Here is an 18,600-nt window from a genome sequence, read left to right as displayed (position 1 = left end):
CTTGATCATCTTTTCCATTTTTTTATATAAAAAAGTCAGCTAACTCTTATGAGTCAAGCTGACTTTTTTGGTGCCTATTTCCCGACAGCCCCTTTTTATATCTGATATGAATCTAAATCTTCCTTAAACTGTTCAGTAAGCTTCTTAAATTCGATAATGTTTTGGCTCATATCCTTAATTTTTGAAGTATATTGGGAGACATTGGCAGAAACTTCTTGGGCTGAAGCAGAATTCTCTTCTGCAATAGCTGCCAAACTTTCTATTTTACTGTAAATCTGAGCAATAGATTCTGTTTCAGTTGTTAGTTGGTTAATCATACCGATAATTGAATCGGTAACAGAACGGATACTTTGGGTAGATTGATAATTAGATTGGGCAACTTTATCTAACTTAACACTTTCTTCTTGGAGAATATGGAATTGGTTTTCGATATCTTTAACGATATTATTGATACTGATAGTGAAGGACTGTAAATCTTCAGTAATACTGGCAGCTGCCCTTTTTGACTCTTCAGCTAACTTCCTAATCTCATCTGCAACAACCGAAAAACCCCGTCCGTGTTCTCCAGCCCTAGCAGCCTCGATAGATGCATTTAAAGCTAAAAGGTTAGTTTGTTCAGCAATAGAAGTAACTGTTTCTACAACTTCATTGATATCCTTTGTTTTAATTTCTAATCTATCGGCATTGTCCTTTAAACTAGAAAATTGAGCAATTATACTCTGTAAATTTTCTGTAGTTTCTTTAACAGCATTATAGCCTTCATTAATCTCCTTAACAACACCCTCTAACAAATCCTTACTTTGATTTTCTTTAGCGACTATTTCTTTTAATGATTCAATATTTTGATTTAAGATAAACACCGATGATTCCGTTTCTTCAGCTTGGCTCATAGCCCCAGCAGCCACCTGTTCTACTACTGAAGAAATTTCTGATGATGTTTGATCCATTTCCTTAGATATTCTACTAAAGGTTTCTCCAAAGGAATCCATTTCATCGGTTATCCCTTTAAAAGAAATCAAATCATTTACCATGGTTTTTTTGTACTCATTTAATTTGGAATTGAGCTTTTCATATTGATCATCCGTATAAATCTCGGTAGTGAGGAAAAACTTCCGGGATTTAATATTATCTATGGTTTCAATGATTTTATGTAATGGTTTGTTAACTAATTTAGAAGATAGGAATGTAGTCAACAACAAAATAGGGATAATTGCTAAAGTTCTAAAGTTTTCAGGAACTATAGGCGATATAATAAATAATAGGGTTGTGGCGATAGCCGTTGTTAAAACAGCACCCTTTAATTCAGCAGATTTAATAAAACCAAAGGAAAGGATTTTGTTTAACCAATAAGTTTTCCGGGATACAATAGGTTTTTCGAATTTCAACTTAAAGGTTACTGTACCTTGTCCTTTAGCCAAAGGAGTAATTTCTAACTTTTCGTTAAAAAAATCTGCAGCACCTAACATCAAACCATAGAGATAATCAAACATTTCCCGTTTAGAAATATATGTAATTTTAGCTTCATTTGTTGAAATAACTTCCATGATTAAACGGGGTGGAGTAGCTCCAGGCATTTTGTTAGTTATAATTGTATGTATATCATCCATTGAGTTTAAAAAAGAAAAGAGGTTTTGTTGTTTAAAATAACTGGGATATAACTTAAAGAAAGAGTTAATATTTTCTTTACCAATTGCTTGCCAAACCTCAGATAATGGTTTACCTACATCTTTAGCAATTCCAGCCATTATTTTTCTAGGAATATCTTCTTGAATATCATCGGTAGGTTTGATTATGTATTCTTTATCCCAGTTAGCTTGTTTCATATTTTTCTCAACTACTTCAGTACTATATAACTTTTTTGCTGAATTCATCCATGCTGCCATTAATGTACCTTTCATTATAACACCTCCAAAATCATAATTAAGAACCTCTATTATTTAAACTAATTTAATTATATTACAAAGATTCAAATAGGACAAGCTCTTTATTATAATAAAGGGGTGAAATAGATGGATACTTTAGGCTTAACCCTAATCAATTTACTGAAAAAACAAAATGACTTTAAGGAAAGTAAAATTAATAACTTAAAACCTGGAGATGTAATCCTAGTCAAGATTTTAGAACTATTAGATGATCAATTAGTGCTAAAACTAGGCAAAGATATAATAAAAGGGAGAATTGATATTCCTTTAAATTTAAACAAAGGGGATATTGTCAAATTAACTTACCTTGGAATAGAAAATGGTGAACAAAGGTTTAACGTACTAACTTCTAGTCCTGAAATCCCAAATGAAGATCCCTTTATTAATTCCCTAAGAGAATTGAACATAATAGTAGATGATAAAAGGGTAAATATTGCCAAAGAACTATTACTAAACAACTTACCGGTAACTAGAGAAACCGTTGAATTATTAGACAAAAACTTACCCCCTCTAGAAAAACCTAATTTCTTTCACCAACTTTCAATTGCAATTACATTATTTAAAAAAGACCTGCCAATAAAACCTGAAATCATCCATTTAGTAGAGCAATCAACTCCTGAAAAAATTATTTCACTAATTAAAGGATTGCTAAAAGATGATACTCAAGAATTAGCTAAACCCCAAGATAACCCAAGCCCTGAAACTCAAATAGAAGAAATAAAAACGGAACTAAGAAATATTTACAAAGACCACATCATTTTAACAGAAAATAATGCTAACGAAACTGTTCTTTTTGAAAATCTTGATAATAAATTAGTTCCTTTCCTAAAAAATGCTGTTGAAAATAGAAGTATCCTAAAACTTTTCGATATTTTAGGGAAAATAGAAGAACTTTCTCCAAATATCAGGGAAAATAAAGGGGACTTAGCTCAAGAGATTCCAGAAAACGGAGTTCAAAAAATAAACCCTAATAAAACAAGGGAATTATTAAGGCTAAAGGAAGAGGTTGTGGAATTAGTTAAAGGGAATACAAATGAAATTTTATTAGATACAATAAATATCCCCTTTAATATTGTCAATCAGTGGTATCCGGCAACTATTCAAATTAAAATGGAAGATGATAAATATAACGAAGTAGATTTTGACAAAAAGGTATATATTTCAATTACTATCCAAACTAAAAATTTAGCTACTGTAAAGGTTAATCTAGATTTATTAGGTAAAAAAGTTAACTGCAATATCTTAGTAGAAAACCAACGGGCATATAATTTCTTTACTGGTTACCTTGATAAATTAGCAGCACTCTCAAGGGAAGATTTTCAATTTGAAGGGGTAAAGGTCACTTTAGTAGATAATACCCAACCTTTACCTAAAAACAAAGGAAAAATTAATAAAATAGATGTAAGGCTATAGGAGGATCTTATGAAGAAGGTAGCGGCACTAAAATATCAAAAAGATAAAGATGACGCCCCCAAAGTGGTCGGAGCAGGTAGGGGAGAAGTAGCTGAAAAGATAATCGAGATTGCCAAGAAAAATAACATCCCCCTCTATAACGATGAAAAACTAGTAGAACAATTAGTGAAATTAGAATTAGGCTCTAGTATCCCACCCCATTTATACCAAATCGTAGCAGAAATCCTCGCCTTTATTTACCACTTAGATCAAAGGGCAAAAGAATAAAAAGCAATTCACCCTGTAATTCCTGCATTTCATTCACAAAAATTGTCATTTCGGAAAAAGATATTGACATTTTTACCATATATGAGATAATCTATGAAAGTAATCACTTTCACAAACTAGAGAGGAGAGGTAAAAATGAACAAAAAACTCATTACCCTATTAATTGTTGTAATGGTAACAACAATTTTTGCCGGTTGTTCTTCTAATTCTCAAGATGTAACAACCGATGTAGTAATTATTGGTTCCGGTGGTGCTGGTTTAGCAGCTGCCATAGAAGCAAGGGATGCAGGTAAAGAAGTTATCGTTGTAGAAATGATGAATGTAGTAGGTGGTAATACCTTAAGGGCTACAGGAGGTCTAAATGCAGCAGGTACTTCTGTGCAAAAAGCATTAGGTATTGAAGATAGTGCTGAACTACACTTTGAAGATACAATGAAGGGTGGATACTATAAAAACAATGAAGAATTGGTAAGAATCCTTACTTCCCAAGCAGCAGATGGTGTTGAATGGTTAATCAGCCTTGGTGCAGATTTAAGCAACGTAGGAAGGATGGGAGGTTCTTCACAAGATAGAACCCACAGACCAACCGGTGGAGCTCCAGTAGGACCCCATATCATCCAAGTATTAAGGGAAAATGCCCAAGCTAAAGGAATAGAAATTCGCCTAGAAACAAAAGCTACTGAAATTTTAGTAAAAGACAATAAAGTTGTTGGAATTAAAGTAGAAGAAAAAGATGGTAAAGTATACAACATTAAAGCAGATGCTGTAATTATAGCTACCGGTGGTTTTGGTGCCAATTTAGAGCTATTTGCCCAATTGAATCCTAACCTTGATGGCTTTGGAACAACAAACCACGCTGGAGCCAATGGTAGTGGAATACTAATGGCCCAAGCTATTGGTGCTGCAGTTATCGATATGGAAGAAATCCAAACTCACCCTACTGTAGTTCCTTCCAATGGTTATATGATCACAGAAGCTGTTAGAGGTAATGGTGCCATTTTAATTAACAGAAATGGTGAGAGATTTGTTAATGAATTAGAAACTAGAGATGTTGTTTCTTCAGCTATTTTAGCTCAAGAAGGCAAAACTGCTTTCTTAGTTTTTGACAATACAGTTAAAGAAAGTTTAAGTGCAATTGAAAATTATATCAGAATGGGTCTAACCGTTGAAGGAAATACCATCGAAGAACTTGCTGCAAATTTAGGTATTGATCCTGCTGCATTATCTAGTACAGTAGAGAAATACAACGAATTTGTTTTAACTGGTGTAGATGAAGATTTTTCTAGAGGAGATATGCCAAGGGCACTTAAAGAAGGATCTTTTTATGCCATCGAAGTTGGACCTGCTGTACACCACACTATGGGTGGACTCCTAATCAATTCCCAAGCTCAAGTTCTAGATACTGAAGGTAAGGTTATCCCAGGGTTATATGCAGCTGGTGAGGTAACCGGTGGTATCCATGGTGCCAATAGATTAGGTGGTAATGCATTAACTGATTTAATTGTTTTTGGTAGAATTGCTGGAAAATCTGCAGGTAATCAATAATTTTAAAAAGCCTAGTTACTGTGTCAAACAGTAATTAGGCTTTTTTGTGTAGAATTTTAACTATTTCCTAGAAAAAGAAATAAAAATTTTATCGAATATTTTCTAAATAAAATAAAAAAATAGAAGAAAAAGCAGGTATTTTGTTTCTAAAGTCGAAATAAGTTATATTGTAGAGAAAAAAGTAAGGAGGCAGATTTTATGGATTTACAATTATTAAAAAGATTGACAGAAGCCCCAGGAATTCCTGGAAGGGAAGAGAAGATCCGCTCAATTGTAATTGATGAACTCAATGACCATGTAGATGAAATTAAAGTTGATGTCATCGGTAATGTCATCGCCTATAAAAAGGGGAAAGGTGAAAATCCTAAAAAGGTGATGATAAGTGCCCATATGGATGAAATTGGCTTTATCGTCTCTTTTATTGATGATAAAGGATTTTTGCGACTAAACCCCGTGGGAGGCTTTGATCCTAGAACCCTAGTTTCCCAAAGGGTTAAAGTTCACGGTAGGGAAGAATTAGATGGTGTTTTGATGCCAGGAGTTAAACCTGTTCATTTAATGTCACCAGAGGAAGCTAAAAAACCTTTAGCTGTAAGTGACTTTTTTGTAGATATCGGTAGAAGTAAAGAAGAAGCAGAAAAACTAGTGAGAATCGGAGATTTTGTTACATTAGAACGGAACTTTGTAGAAATCGGTGCTAATTTCTCTGCTAAAGCCTTAGATGATAGGGCAGGGGTTTACATAATGATCGAAGCTATTAAAAGATTAAAGGATCATGAAGTGGATATCTATGCCGTCGGTTCTGTTCAAGAAGAGGTAGGATTGCGGGGTGCTACAACCGGTGCCTTTGGAATCCAGCCAGACATTGGTGTAGCCTTAGATGTTACCATTGCCGGGGATATCCCAGGTAGTTCTCCCCACACCCAAGTAACTGCCTTAGGTAATGGTGCTGCTATTAAAGTTATGGATTCAGCTTCAATATCTAACTATAAATTAGTGGACTTTATGAGGGAATTGGCAGAAGAGGGTAACATTAAATACCAAATGGAAATCCTTCCTAGAGGGGGAACAGATGCCGGGGCAATAGAAAGGGTAAGAACCGGTTGTCCGGTAATCACTTTATCTTTACCTACCAGATATGTTCACAGCAATGTGGAAACAGCCAATAAAGAGGATTTAAAAGCTACAATAGATCTTTTGGTAAAATTCTTAGAAAATGCCCACAAAGGAGACTTCACTTTATAATTCCTTAACATAACAACAACTCCCCTTGCATATATATTTATAAAAACGTAGGCTTAGGGGAGTTGATTTAGTTGAGTAATTTGGATACAGGTAAATTAGTTGAAATTTTGATAGAACTTAATAATATAAAGGCAGTGGAGATTAAAAAAATAAAGGGTTCTGTAGAAGTAGCCGATGATTTATCATCCTTTTTATCGGACTGTCAAAAAAGGATATTGTACTTAGACCGGGCAATCCAGTATTATCAAGGCTTTTTAGAATCATGGAAGGCCTTCCTTAAAGGGGAAAAATATGAAACCGATGACCCAATAAGTAGAACGGCATGGGTCGTCCATAATGATATCATAACTATTGCTATTAAAAGACCCAACTCAAAATATGCTACTACCATCCGATTATCTATAGAATTGGCCAAGGAAATAATAGACTTTACCCTAAACTATATCGATAAAAACGGTTTTGTTAGAAGATCCGATATTTTAAACCAGTTTGAAGAAAAAATAATCGAAACAACTTCATATAACAGAACATCGGTAGGGCAAGTCATCTACGCCATATTATTAGTCTTACTAAAAGAAGGGGTAATAGTCAGCAGTGAAAATAACAAAAGGGAGTATGTTCGGGGAATTAAAGCTTCATTAGATATTTAAAAAGACCTCAGCTGGAGGTCTTTTTTACCTATTTATCAAACTCCGGAGGTATCCAATTAGATAAAAGATCATCCTCTGTCTTTCCTCTATCCTCAAAGGATTTCCCTTATCCCTGTTATAATACATTTCCCTAGACCACAGTTTTTCCGTTTCCCCTAAAGTGTAATTATTATTTTCATCTATAGCCAAATAAATAATATAATTCTTTGTATGACCGAAGTTGACAGACTTTAACAAATTCTCCTCTTTATAAACCAACCTTATAATTTCCTCTCTATCCATTTGGAACCTTTCCCTTAAATCCTCTAAATTTGAACTAGAAGAGAGGAGGTAAACAGAGGAATCCCTCAATACTTCAACCTTTACCCGCTCTTCAGTTATTTCCTTTATCCTAAAATTCACATTTAAGTCCTTAGCTACTAAAGTATCGGGAATAGTGGTCCTTTTAATATATTTACTTTCATAATTTAAAACATGTTCTTCAAAAAAATCATAGGTTTTAGGGGCACGTTCCTTTATTTCCTCAAGATTTCTAGCTCCACCAAATAACTTCATTTCATCTGGTAAAAAAATCTGAGCAAAAAATTCTGCAAAGTATTCTTCATGATAATCTATAAAATAACTGGTATTTATATACGAATTTTTAAACATTACCGGTCCTTCTTTAAGCCGTAAATTATCAAATTCCCCATCTTTAGAAATATGGTTAAGTAAAAAGAAATCAACACCATGGCCTAATTCATGGAGGGCAGTGGCTACTGGATTACCCCGATCTAAGCGGGTTACCATCAATTTATTAGATGTACTTGTTATCCCTGTAGCTTGGTTTAGGGAAATCCCCCTAGTGCTATGACTGGTATCTTGAAATTCCCTTTGATTTCTGATACTTCCGGTAATCAACCTATGTTTTACACCTAAAGCTACAAGGTCTTCAAAAATACCAATGGGCACCTTTTTAAATTCCCTAATTATCGAAATAACGGTATTTTGATTATACCTTTGTGGAAGTTCTAGGTGGCGGTACATCAAATATTTAAAATATTGATCATCGGAAGCCTTTTCTATAGTATTGATATCTTTAACTAAAGGAGAAATAATAGCTACAGCCTTTTCATAACCATATTTTTTAAAAGCTTCTAAATAATATCGACCTAAAGCCGGAGGGAGTTTGGTTCCATCCGGTAGATAAAAACTATCGTAAAGATAATAACTTCCTTCATACCACAACCCACTATAATGGAGCTTTCCATCTAGATATTCTTCACCATACCCATGTTTTAAGCCATTGACAAATTCACCACTATAAACCAAGTTTCCATCTTCATATAGCTTACCTTGGCCATTAGGAAGGCCATAATACCAATTACCTTCATACAAAACTTCTCCATTTTCATTAAATTTAGTACCTTCTCCATGGTAATGGCCCTTTTTCCAATACCCTTGATATTTAATTTCACCACTTGGATAAAAATCATAACCATAGCCGGTAATAAACCCTTGATCCCAATCTCCTTCGTAAAGCAAAATGCCATCTTTATCATAGTATAAACCATAGCCATGGGCTAAACCATCTCTAAATTCCCCACTATACAAAATAGAACCATTAGGGTAAAAGATAGTTACAGTATCACCAGCAAAAACAGACTTTACAGCCCCATCAGTATAATATATAGTACTACCAGGGCTAGGGAGCAGTACCACCGAGGTTAATATAAAAATAAATAATAGTATATATATAGATTTCCTTTTCATAGTAATTCTCCTTCCCAGTCTCTATATATATACTATCATTCAAAAAAATTTTAGACAACTGATAAAAAAATCAAATTTACCTATTGCATTACTCAAAAAAATGTTATATAATAAATTTTGTCGCAGGGGAGTAGCTCAATTGGTAGAGTAGTGGTCTCCAAAACCATTGGCTGCAGGTTCGAGTCCTGTCTCCCCTGCCAATAAAATATATAAAACTAAACTGGCTCTAAAGTCAGTTTTTTTATTTTACCATATCCTCCTTAAGTACTATACTGTTTAAAAAACTGTTTGTAACTAAAGAGGATTTTTTTATTTTTCTAAAAGGAAAATAGAACTTTGTGTCGAATAATAATATATTGTTATAGTACTACTACATATAAAAGACTTTTTCTGTCATAAGCTGTCGAACGAAAATTCTTGAAATATTAGGCCTTTCATACTAAAATATATAAGTGACTGAAGTTTATAGATGTTTAAGAAATTAAATTTGTTAAGGGATTCTTGAAATCAGTAAATTAGCAAAAAAGAAAACAAAAACACAGTATTTTCAGTAGTTAGAGAGATGTAGCGAGAAAAATAATACAATGTTTTGCTATAAAAAGAGTATTTAAAGTATTGGTATGGTTAAGAAGTTATGTAGTTATAGCAGGTTTGTTGCAGAAATTTAGTAATAGTAATAGGAGAGATATTGATGAAGTCTAAGATTATTTCGTTTTTCAAGAAAAAGAAAGAAAAAGAAGATTTGTATGAAACATGTCTTATTTGTAAAACCAAGACTCATATTAGAAAAGACCAACCGATAGAGGAACGTTATGGCTACGTTGAAGGGGTAGGGCAGGTCTGTTATGACTGTTATCAAGAAATAAAGAAACAGTCTTAAAAAATAATGTGGGAGGGGAATTAATTGGATGTTAAATATGTTTTGTTAGCTTTTATAATTTGTAGTTTATTTAATCCACTTGCAATTAAAATAGGTAACAAGTATATCCTCGATAAACCAAATAAAAGAAAAGTACATACTATTCCTAAACCTAGATCTGGAGGAATAGCGATATTTTTAACTATACTTATATTTAGTTTTTTCAACATTAGTGTAAGGGGTATTTTATTACCAATAGCAATTATATTTACCATCGGTATTGTCGACGATATTTTTTCCCTCCCTGCAAAGGTTAAATTATTATTCCAGATTATAGTGGCAGGAATTACATATTCTTTAGGCTATCGAATCGATTCTGTTTCTTTAGGCCATTTTAATTTGAATTTTACATATTTAACTCCAATCGTTTCAATTCTTTGGATGGTTGGAATGATGAACTCAATAAATTTGATCGATGGACTAGATGGTCTTGCAACAAGTATGGTTTTAATTAGTACTTTAGCTTTTATTTTCTTAACATATGATTCAACTTTAATAATCCCAAGAATAGTTGTAGGAATATGTTTAGCATTTTTAAGAGTAAATAAATGTCCAGCTAAAGTATTTTTGGGTGACTCAGGTAGTCTTTTATTAGGATTTTTATTATCAGTTATTGCAATTCAAACTATACAGATAAATGAATATCCTCAAATAATCGCTGTAGTTTTTATTGTTTTTGTTCCAGTTCTTGATACAACATGGGCTTTCTTAAGAAGAATAATTAACAAAAAACCAGTTTTCTCACCAGACAAAGAGCATTTACATCACAAGATTTTAAAGGCTTTATCAAAAGATGACAAAACACTTATGGCCATAATCATCTTAAGTATTTATGCAGCATTTATCGGTATTTTGTTATTTATCGATCTTTCAATTATAACTATCTTGCTCAGTTTAACATTAATACCATTCACCTTTATTATGTATAATTTTGATAAATATTCTACTTTACTATTGCCTTTTATTGATATGAAAAAAGAGGCAGCTATAACGAAGGTTAATGAAAATAAGTAAACTTAAAAATATCTTTTTATAAAAATAAACAACGAATAGTTTGATTAAATGGAAAAATTAAACAAATATATGCAATAAATCTTGACATATATTTTAAAAAAATAAAAGTATTGTTGGCAAGAAGTAGTATTTATGACTTTTTATGTAGGAGGTTTTTAGGTTGAAAAATATATGGATATTGAATCATTATGCAGGACCACCTGAAATTACAGATTTTGGGATACGACACTATGAATTAAGTAAGAGTTTGCTAAAAAAAGGATATAAAGTAAAAATATTTACTGCAAGCTCTCAACATCATAGAAAAAATAACTTGATAAATGATAATAAAAAATTTTATTTAAAAGACTTTAACAATGTTCCTTTTGTTTTTATAAAAGCTAGGGACTATATTGGAAATGGTAAAGAACGAATTTTAAACATGATAGATTATACAATTGGTTTATTAATAAATTCAAAATATTTTAGTTATGAAAAACCAGATATTATTATTGCTTCGTCAGTACATCCTTTAACTTGGCTTGCTGGATATAGATTAGCAAGAAAATTTAATGCTAAATTTATCGCGGAAACTAGAGATTTATGGCCTGAAACATTAGTTGCAATGGAGAAAATAAAAAATGATAGCTTGATAGCAAAAATACTATATAAATTGGAAAAATTTATCTATAAAAATGCAGACAAGCTCATATTTACTATGCAGGGTGGAAAAGATTATATAATTGATAAGGGTTTGGATAAAAATAGTGGAGGTCCTATTGACCTACAGAAAGTACATTATATTAATAATGGTATTGATTTAGAAGCATTTAATAAAAATAGATTAAATTTTGAATATATAGATATAGATGATAATAGAAATTTTAAAGTAATATATACCGGTTCAATGGGAATAGCTAATGCACTTGAGTACTTATTAGATGCCGCTAAAATTATACAAGATAAAGGATTTAATGATATAAAATTTGTATTATTTGGAGATGGATATAAAAAGCAAGAATTAGAAGAATATACGAAAAGCAATAATATCAATAACGTCGTATTTAAAGGGAGAGTTGAGAAGAAATACATTCCTAATATATTGAGTAAATCTAATTTAAATGTTTTTTTAGGAAAAAATATTTATTTATATAAATATGGGTTGAGTTTGAATAAGATGTTTGATTATTTTGCATCTGGCAAACCAACTTTATCAAATATAGAATGCGGTTATAATATTTTAGAACAGTATAATTGTGGAATTACAGTAAAAGGTGGTTCTGCTGAAGCATTAGCTGAAGGGATATTGAAATTTTATAAAATGCCAAAAGAAGAGTATGAAATCTATTGTCAAAATGCATTAAAGGCTGCTCAGGATTTCGATTATAAATTATTGGCAGAAAAATTAGAAAAAGTAATTTTAGAGGATTGAATAAATGAAAGTAGGTGTTGAAATATGCAAATTCGATTAATAGATTTAAAAAAACAATATGAATCAATAAAGCATGAAGCAGACCCAAAGGTTTTAGAGATTCTTTCATCATCTAATTACATAATGGGACAAAATGTAAAAGAATTTGAAAAAGAAATATGCGAATACTTAGGAGTAAAATATGCTGTTTCTGTTGGTAATGGGACAGATGCTTTAGTTATAGCTTTAAAAGCTTTAGGTATAGGACAAGGAGATGAAGTCATAACTTCCCCATACACATTCTTTGCAACTGCTGAAAGTATATCTTCAGTCGGTGCTACACCTATTTTTGTAGATGTAAGGTTAGATACTTTTAATATAGACCCAAGTAAAATAGAAGAAAAAATAACTCCAAGGACTAAAGCTATTATGCCAGTTCATATATTTGGACAACCTGCTGATATGGATGAGATTATAGAAATTGCTAAAAAATATAATTTGTACGTAATAGAAGATGCTTGTCAGGCAATTGGAGCTGAGTATAAAAACAAAAAGGTAGGCTCATTAGGAGATATAGCTTGTTTTTCATTTTTCCCAACAAAAAATCTTGGCTGTGCCGGTGATGGAGGGATGATAACTACTAACAATGATAAGTTGGCAACCATATGTAAAGCATTAAGAACACATGGAAGTGGTATTGATGGGGAAAAAGCATACAATTTACTTAACAATGTAAAAGAAACTGCTTCCCAAAATGATAATTCTGATAATACAGTCTATAATCCTCTTAAATACTATAACTACATAGTAGGTCATAACTCTAGATTAGATGAAATTCAAGCAGCTATTTTAAGAATAAAATTAAGGGAATTAGATAGATGGAATAATTTAAGGAAAGAACATGCTGAATATTATAACGAAAGCTTAAAAGATACATCATTTGTTACCCCATTTAAAGATATAAATATAAAACATGTTTATCATATGTATATCCTTCAATCAGAAAGGAGAGCAGAAGTAGTTAGTTACCTAAAAGACAATGGTATAGCAACAGGAATTTATTATCCAGTTCCTCTACATCTACAAAAAGCATATACAGAATTAGGTTATAAATTAGGGGATCTACCAAATGCAGAATATTTATCAGAAAGAACATTTGCTATTCCGGTTTATCCAGAGCTAACTGAAGAACAAAGGCAATATATTGTTAATGTATTGAGAAAATTTGAATAAAAATAGGAGGTGATGTTTTTGGATAAAAAAGATTATCTTGTTCACGAATCAAGTTATATCGATGAACCTTGTCATATAGGCAAAGGTACTAAAATTTGGCATTTTTCTCATATAATGAAAGGTTGCTATATTGGTGAAAATTGTAACATAGGGCAAAACGTAGTCATATCACCTAATGTAAAAATTGGAAACAATGTTAAAATACAAAACAATGTTTCTGTATATACAGGCGTGATATGCGAAGATGATGTATTTTTAGGACCTTCATGTGTATTTACAAATGTAATTAACCCAAGAAGTTTTATAGTAAGAAAAGATGAATATAAAACTACTTTGATAAAAAAAGGAGCTTCTATAGGGGCTAATGCAACTATTGTGTGTGGTAAAGTAATTGGAAGGTATGCTTTTGTTGGTGCTGGATCTGTAGTAACAAAAGATGTTCCTGACTATGCTTTAGTTGTAGGGAATCCAGCGAAAATAATAGGATATGTTTGTGAGTGTGGAGAAAAATTAGCAAAAAAAGAACATAAATATATATGTATTTCTTGTAACAAAGAATATCAAAAAAAGAATAATTCTATATATCCTAAGGGGGAATAAAATTATGATTAATAATAAAATTAAAGAAAATCTTTTAAACAAAATTAATGAAAAGTCTGCAGTTGTGGTGGTTGTAGGACTTGGCTACGTAGGTTTACCTCTCGCAGTAGAAAAAGCAAAAGCAGGTTATAAAACAATAGGATATGATATACAAAAATCTAAAGTTGACATGGTAAATAGGGGCGAGAATTATATAGGAGATGTAGTAGATTCTGAACTTAAAGATTTAGTAAATAAAGGGTTATTATCTGCAACTACAAATATTTCTGTTGTAAAAGATGCAGACTTTGTTGCAATATGTGTTCCTACACCTTTAGATGAATATCAGCAACCAGATATAAGTTATGTAAAAAATTCAGCTATTGAAATATCAAAACATCTTAAAAAAGGTACAATTGTCGTTTTAGAAAGTACAACATATCCAGGAACTACTGAGGAATTACTTCTTCCCATATTAGAGGAAGGTTCTGGATTAAAATGTGGACAAGACTTTTTCTTAGCATTTTCTCCAGAGAGAGTTGACCCAGGCAATTTAATTTATAAAACTAAAAATACTCCTAAAGTAGTTGGTGGTGTTGGTAAAGATTCTACTGAGTTAGCTGCTGCTATGTATAGAAATGTATTGGAAGGAGAAGTTTTTGAAGTTTCTTCACCAAAAGTTGCTGAAATGGAAAAAATTCTTGAAAATACTTACAGAAATATTAATATAGGTCTTGCGAATGAAATGGCTATAATCTGTCATAAGATGGGAATTAACGTATGGGAAGTTATAGAAGCAGCTAAAACTAAGCCTTTTGGTTTTCAAGCTTTTTATCCTGGACCAGGATTAGGGGGACATTGTATACCATTAGATCCATTCTATTTGACTTGGAAAGCTAGAGAATATGATTACCATACTAGATTGATAGAGATTTCAGGTGAGATAAATAATTACATGCCAGAGTATGTAATAGAAAGAAGTAGTAAAATACTTAATAGATTCAAAAAGCCTTTAAATGGTTCAAAAATATTGATTTTAGGTGTAGCATATAAACAAGATATTGATGATTATAGAGAAAGTCCAGCTTTAAAAGTTATTGAAAATTTTGAAAGAGAAGGATGTATTGTAGATTTTTATGATCCATATATTAGTGAGTATAAATTTAAAGGAAGAATAAAGCATGGACTAAAAGAATTAACAACAGAAGCATTATATAATTCAGATTTAGTTGTAATTACTACAGCTCATACTAAAGTTGATTATGATTTTGTACAAGCTAATTCTAAATTTATATTTGATACTAAAAATGCTATGAAAAATGTTAAAAGTAGAGTAAATATTGAGTTGTTATAATGGGGTGAATTAAATGTCTAAAATAAAATTCGCTATTATAGGCTGTGGTAGAATTTCTTACAAACATATAGAAGCTCTGGTAAACAATTATGAAGAAGCTGAGTTAGTTGCAACATGTGATATAGTAGAAGAAAAAGCAAAGAAAAGTGCAGAAGAATACATGACACTAATAAATGAAAAAATTAAAAAAACTAACAATCAAGCTATTGTTGACTTGGGTACTAAGATTTGTCAACCAAGTTCTGTGAATTATTATACAGATTATAAAGAAATGTTGGTAAAAGAAGATATAAATGTTATTGCAATTGCAACTGAAAGTGGGTATCATGCTAAGCATACTATAGATGGTTTAAATGCTGGCAAACATGTTTTAGTTGAAAAACCTATGGCATTATCTCTAAGCGATGCTGATAAAATGATAACTTTAGCAAGAGAAAAAGGATTAAAACTTGGAATTTGTCATCAAAACAGATTTAATCCTCCGATACAAAAGCTAAGAAGAGCTATTGAAGAGGGTAGATTTGGTAAAATAGTTAATGGAACTGCTAGAATACTTTGGAACAGAAATGATGATTATTATAAACAAGCACCTTGGAGAGGAACTAAAGAATTAGATGGCGGAACATTAATGAATCAATGTATACATAATATTGACTTACTTCAGTGGATGATGAATTCTGAAGTTGAGCGAGTATATGCTGAAAGAGGGACTTTTTTAAGAGATATAGAGATGGAAGACTTTGGTGCGATTTTGATTAGATTTAAAAATGGATCAATTGGTATAGTAGAAGGAAGTGCTTGTGTATATCCTAAAAACTTAGAAGAAACCTTAAGTATTTTTGGAGAAAAAGGAACTGTAGTAATAGGTGGTTTAGCTGTTAACGATATAAAAACCTGGATATTTGAAGATGAAAGAGATTATGATAGAGAAGATTTTTATACAGAGATAGATAGTGTATATGGAAAGGGGCATACTCCACTTTATAAAGATTTTATTAATGCAATTAAGGAAAATAGAGAGCCTCTAATAAATGGAGAAGAAGGCAAAAAGGCTTTAGAGATTATATTAAAAGCTTATGAATTTTAGGTGTTGTTTATATTATAAGTAAGGTAGTGAAAAAATAATGAAAAAAATTAAAATGATTGTAACTAATAGTTTTCATCCAGATATAAGAGTTTATAAAGAAGCAAAATATCTTACTTTAAAAGGATTTGATGTTGAAATTTTATGTTGGGATAGACAGAATGAATTCAAAAATAAAGAAGTTGAAATTATAGATAGTATAAAAATTAAAAGATTTTTTCCTTTTGCAAAGTATGGAACAGGATATAAACAAATAATACCATTTATTAAATTTATTAAAGAATGTAAAAATTACTTAAAAAACAAAGAATTTGATTATTTACACTGTCACGATTTAGACGGAATAATAGTTGGATATTTCTGCAAATCCATAAATTGCAAATTGATATTTGATATGCACGAATTTTATGAGGTTAATGGTAAAAAACAAAAAATTAGATATATTATACGATTTTTAGTTAACTATTTTCAAAGCAAATCTGATAACATTATATATGTGAATGAAATGCAAAAAAAAGTAGTTAGAAATAAAAATATAAAAAAATTGATATATTTACCTAATTATCCAGATAAATACAATTATATTGAATGCCAGAAAACTGAATCAGACAAACTTAGAATTTCTTATATAGGAGCTGTTAGACAGTATAATGAGTTAAAAAATTTAATGGATGCTTGTAAAGAAATGAGTGATGTAGAAATTTTAATTCATGGTGCAGGTGTTGCTTATGAAAGTTTAAAAAATATTGAAAAAAAATATAATAATGTTAGGATAACAGGTAAATATCATTTTACACAGAGTGCAAAGCTTTATAGTAAAACGGATTTATTATATGCATTATATCCAACTAATTCACTACAGTATAGGATATCATATCCAGTAAAGTTTTTTGAGGCAATAATAACTAAAACACCAATTATTGTAAATTCAGGCACAGTACTAGAGAACTTTATTAAAGAACATGACATAGGATTTGCAGTTGATGGAAGTAATTTTGAAGAAATTAGAAATTTAGTCATGTATATAAATGAAAATAGGTATATCCTTAAACAGAAAATTAAAAATCTAGAAAAGATACAATATAATTATAGTTGGGAAGAAGTTGTTAAGAATTTAGATAAAATATATACTTAAATTATAGGTTCTATAATAAATGTTGGGGTAGAAGAAGGAAAATATAAAGCATTGGGTCGAATACCTGGTAATGAAAAAAACAAACATACTCATAAAAGGAGGTATTCTTCCCAATGCAATTTCAGTATAACAAAAATTTGCTTTTTTTAAAAGATATAAAAATTGATATTCATAGTGTAAAATTGTTGTAGGAAAAAATACAAACAAAAAAACATAAGAGACCACTCTTTTTGGTAAAATAAAAGTTGACAAAAACAAAACCATCAAAAAGGAGGGTCTCTTGTGAGTATAATTATACAACAAAAATGCGAAGAATTCATCAATCAAGTTTTAGAATTTTTTCAGAAGAAGAAACTCGAATCATGGAGGAAATAGAAACAGATTTAAAGGAGATAACAGATAAATTTATTCTGGATATGATGAGAACTTATTTTGAATTGATTGATAGAAGAATTGTTGAAGATAAAGTTGAACGAAAGCAAAAAGGAATTGTAATTGAGCGAAAAAATGATAAGCGAGAAATATATACTGTTTTTGGGCTCTTACAGTTTAACAGGACCTATTTTTATGATAAAAAGAACCAGGAATACTGCTATCTTCTTGATAAAGTAGTAGGATTAGAAAAATATGAGCGTGTATCAGGAACAGTAGCTGTAAATTTAGTTGAGCATGCTGGACAATACTCCTATGCCAAAAGCGCCAGCAATGTGACAGGTGGAGCAATTAGCCGGCAGACAGTCATGAAAAAAGTCCATGCATTAAAGGGTCTTAAGAAGGAGAGAACATCTACCAAGCGAGAGTTAAAAGTATTACATATTGATGCAGATGAAGACCATGTAGCATTACAGGATGGGAAGAAAGCAATAGTTCCGTTAATCAGCATATATGAAGGCCTTGAAAGAACCGGCAAGCGTAACAAATGCTTAAATGTTCATCATATCAGCAGTTATGGCAAGGAAATAGAAGAATTGTGGTTAGAGGCAGCCGACTGGATTTATGACACCTATGAAATAGATGCTCTGGAACGGATTTACATACATGGGGATGGGGCCTTATGGATAAAAGAGGGACTAAAATGGTTGCCCAAAGCGAAATTAG

Annotated in this window: 16 protein-coding genes and 1 tRNA gene; 15 read left to right on the top strand and 2 right to left on the bottom strand. The window is 31.3% G+C overall.

Translation table 11 applies throughout. The features are described from left to right. Positions 1–95 precede the first annotated feature (95 nt). Positions 96–1,898, bottom strand: coding sequence for a heme NO-binding domain-containing protein (locus BMX60_RS08670; RefSeq protein ID WP_091351095.1), 1,803 nt, complete (start codon positions 1,896–1,898; stop codon positions 96–98). Positions 1,899–2,009: 111 nt separating this feature from the next. Between BMX60_RS08670 and BMX60_RS08665 the strand changes: the two genes are divergently transcribed. The 5 genes from BMX60_RS08665 to BMX60_RS08645 all read left to right on the top strand — a co-directional run bounded on the left by BMX60_RS08665 (position 2,010) and on the right by BMX60_RS08645 (position 7,042). Next, positions 2,010–3,335 (top strand): hypothetical protein, encoded by a 1,326-nt coding sequence (locus tag BMX60_RS08665; protein WP_091351094.1) that lies wholly within the window; start codon positions 2,010–2,012, stop codon positions 3,333–3,335. A 9-nt stretch (positions 3,336–3,344) separates the two neighbouring features. Continuing rightward, complete coding sequence (locus BMX60_RS08660; RefSeq protein WP_091351093.1) at positions 3,345–3,602, top strand: EscU/YscU/HrcU family type III secretion system export apparatus switch protein; 258 nt, start codon at positions 3,345–3,347, stop codon at positions 3,600–3,602. Between the two features lie 135 nt (positions 3,603–3,737). Next, positions 3,738–5,147: a flavocytochrome c gene (locus BMX60_RS08655; RefSeq protein WP_091351092.1), complete on the top strand. Its 1,410-nt coding sequence runs from the start codon at positions 3,738–3,740 to the stop codon at positions 5,145–5,147. Between the two features lie 198 nt (positions 5,148–5,345). Further along, positions 5,346–6,392 (top strand): M42 family metallopeptidase, encoded by a 1,047-nt coding sequence (locus tag BMX60_RS08650; protein WP_091351091.1) that lies wholly within the window; start codon positions 5,346–5,348, stop codon positions 6,390–6,392. Between the two features lie 71 nt (positions 6,393–6,463). Next, complete coding sequence (locus BMX60_RS08645; protein ID WP_091351090.1) at positions 6,464–7,042, top strand: hypothetical protein; 579 nt, start codon at positions 6,464–6,466, stop codon at positions 7,040–7,042. Between the two features lie 24 nt (positions 7,043–7,066). Here the strand turns inward: BMX60_RS08645 and BMX60_RS08640 are convergent, their stop codons facing one another. After that, the gene (locus tag BMX60_RS08640) at positions 7,067–8,794 is read right to left on the bottom strand and encodes an anthrax toxin lethal factor-related metalloendopeptidase (protein ID WP_091351089.1); all 1,728 of its coding nucleotides are present in this window, start codon (positions 8,792–8,794) and stop codon (positions 7,067–7,069) included. A 124-nt stretch (positions 8,795–8,918) separates the two neighbouring features. Between BMX60_RS08640 and BMX60_RS08635 the strand changes: the two genes are divergently transcribed. The 10 genes from BMX60_RS08635 to BMX60_RS08585 form a co-directional block, all read left to right on the top strand. Beyond that, positions 8,919–8,994, top strand: a tRNA-Trp gene (locus BMX60_RS08635). A gap of 491 nt (positions 8,995–9,485) precedes the next feature. Further along, on the top strand, positions 9,486–9,674 hold the full coding sequence (locus tag BMX60_RS08630; RefSeq protein ID WP_091351088.1) for a hypothetical protein: 189 nt from the start codon (positions 9,486–9,488) through the stop codon (positions 9,672–9,674). A 24-nt stretch (positions 9,675–9,698) separates the two neighbouring features. Next, positions 9,699–10,727 (top strand): glycosyltransferase family 4 protein, encoded by a 1,029-nt coding sequence (locus tag BMX60_RS08625; protein WP_091351087.1) that lies wholly within the window; start codon positions 9,699–9,701, stop codon positions 10,725–10,727. Positions 10,728–10,887: 160 nt separating this feature from the next. After that, complete coding sequence (locus tag BMX60_RS08620) at positions 10,888–12,138, top strand: glycosyltransferase family 4 protein (RefSeq protein ID WP_207648427.1); 1,251 nt, start codon at positions 10,888–10,890, stop codon at positions 12,136–12,138. A gap of 24 nt (positions 12,139–12,162) precedes the next feature. Beyond that, positions 12,163–13,350, top strand: coding sequence for a DegT/DnrJ/EryC1/StrS family aminotransferase (locus tag BMX60_RS08615; protein ID WP_091351086.1), 1,188 nt, complete (start codon positions 12,163–12,165; stop codon positions 13,348–13,350). Positions 13,351–13,368: 18 nt separating this feature from the next. After that, positions 13,369–13,950 (top strand): acyltransferase, encoded by a 582-nt coding sequence (locus BMX60_RS08610; RefSeq protein WP_091351085.1) that lies wholly within the window; start codon positions 13,369–13,371, stop codon positions 13,948–13,950. A gap of 4 nt (positions 13,951–13,954) precedes the next feature. Next, entirely contained in the window at positions 13,955–15,283 is a 1,329-nt protein-coding gene (locus BMX60_RS08605; protein ID WP_242945749.1) for a nucleotide sugar dehydrogenase, read from the top strand. Between the two features lie 13 nt (positions 15,284–15,296). Beyond that, the gene (locus BMX60_RS08600) at positions 15,297–16,370 is read left to right on the top strand and encodes a Gfo/Idh/MocA family protein (protein WP_091351084.1); all 1,074 of its coding nucleotides are present in this window, start codon (positions 15,297–15,299) and stop codon (positions 16,368–16,370) included. A gap of 37 nt (positions 16,371–16,407) precedes the next feature. Continuing rightward, entirely contained in the window at positions 16,408–17,502 is a 1,095-nt protein-coding gene (locus BMX60_RS08595; protein ID WP_091351083.1) for a glycosyltransferase, read from the top strand. A 362-nt stretch (positions 17,503–17,864) separates the two neighbouring features. Further along, on the top strand, positions 17,865–18,600 hold a 736-nt coding region (locus BMX60_RS08585; protein ID WP_177159754.1), incomplete at its 3' end, for a UPF0236 family transposase-like protein.

It is taken from the genome of Anaerobranca gottschalkii DSM 13577 (genome assembly GCF_900111575.1).
In the GTDB taxonomy this organism is placed as follows: Bacteria; Bacillota; Proteinivoracia; order Proteinivoracales; family Proteinivoracaceae; genus Anaerobranca; species Anaerobranca gottschalkii.
Note: the sequence above shows the minus strand (reverse complement) of the source record. Positions and strands in the feature narration are given on the sequence as shown.